This is a genomic window from Candidatus Arsenophonus triatominarum (assembly GCF_001640365.1).
Classification (GTDB): Bacteria; Pseudomonadota; Gammaproteobacteria; order Enterobacterales; family Enterobacteriaceae; genus Arsenophonus; species Arsenophonus triatominarum.
Genome location: NZ_LWMI01000033.1, coordinates 1 through 861 on the forward strand (window position 1 = coordinate 1; position 861 = coordinate 861).

Annotated in this window: 2 protein-coding genes; both read left to right on the forward strand. The window is 38.7% G+C overall.

The window, feature by feature from the left end:
* Nucleotides 1-318: hypothetical protein (locus tag AYJ55_RS19905; protein ID WP_222703543.1), on the forward strand; the 318-nt coding region annotated here is incomplete at its 5' end.
* Nucleotides 319-527: 209 nt separating this feature from the next.
* Nucleotides 528-719, forward strand: a complete 192-nt coding sequence (locus tag AYJ55_RS19910; RefSeq protein ID WP_063657704.1) for a hypothetical protein — start codon at nucleotides 528-530, stop codon at nucleotides 717-719.
* The last annotated feature ends 142 nt before the right edge of the window (nucleotides 720-861 follow it).

Consider the following 861-nt stretch of genomic DNA (forward strand, 5'->3'; position numbering starts at 1 on the left):
AAGGGAGTTACTGGGCTTCAAATGAACATATTTCATTTTATGTTAAAACATATGAATGATCACAATGAAGTATCTTATGGTAAATCTGCAAAAGATAGATTTTGTAAAAGACATGATACTAGTTTAGCTGCCTTTAATAACAATATTAAAGCGTTAATAGCTGCTGGTTTAATAGAAAGAGTAAATCGAGGAGAATTTCGAGTTAATAAGAAGTACGCAGTTAAAGTTGATTGGGATAGGTTCAATCCCATCATTTGGGTTAGTACCTACACCAAAAACGGAAAAACAGAAGAGATTACATTTTCAGAGATGAAATGATTTTATAGTCGCTGACTACAAGAGTCGTTACTCTTGCAATCAGCTAACCCAAAACCTAAGATGACTAGGAGTTGAGCTATGCGAAATAGTACCTTCCGTGTGCGCGTAATTGAAGCGCAAAATCAAATCATCGAGTTATTCGTTCGAACCTCACGCAATTTAACCCGTCGTCAGCGTGCCCGAATTCTCCAGCGAGTTGGGGGTGCGGCATGAAATACTTCAAAGCAACTATCATCACTAACGTTGACCACGAGAAGGGTAAGACAACAAATTTCATCTATCTTTCCTCTGAGATGAAAATAGCTGCCAAGAAATTGGCTTCTCAACATATCTTTGAGACTGACGGCGCAAATTGCTGTTTTTACAAATCGCCCAGATTGGAAGAAATTAGTATTTTGTGATTTTCGCGTGACTGTGTTCCCTTTAATTTCCGGTTATCTTCCGCTTCCTCGCCCGTTCGCTCGCGTTGCTCGGTCACTTGGCTGTGGCGAGCGGTGGTGTTTTAATTTTAAGGATTTTTTGGATTATTTTTTAATTTTCTTT

What these genes read in the sequence shown, in the direction of transcription:
- AYJ55_RS19910 (WP_063657704.1), top strand. Translation starts at nt 528, where the DNA reads ATGAAATACTTCAAAGCAACTATCATCACTAACGTTGACCACGAGAAG.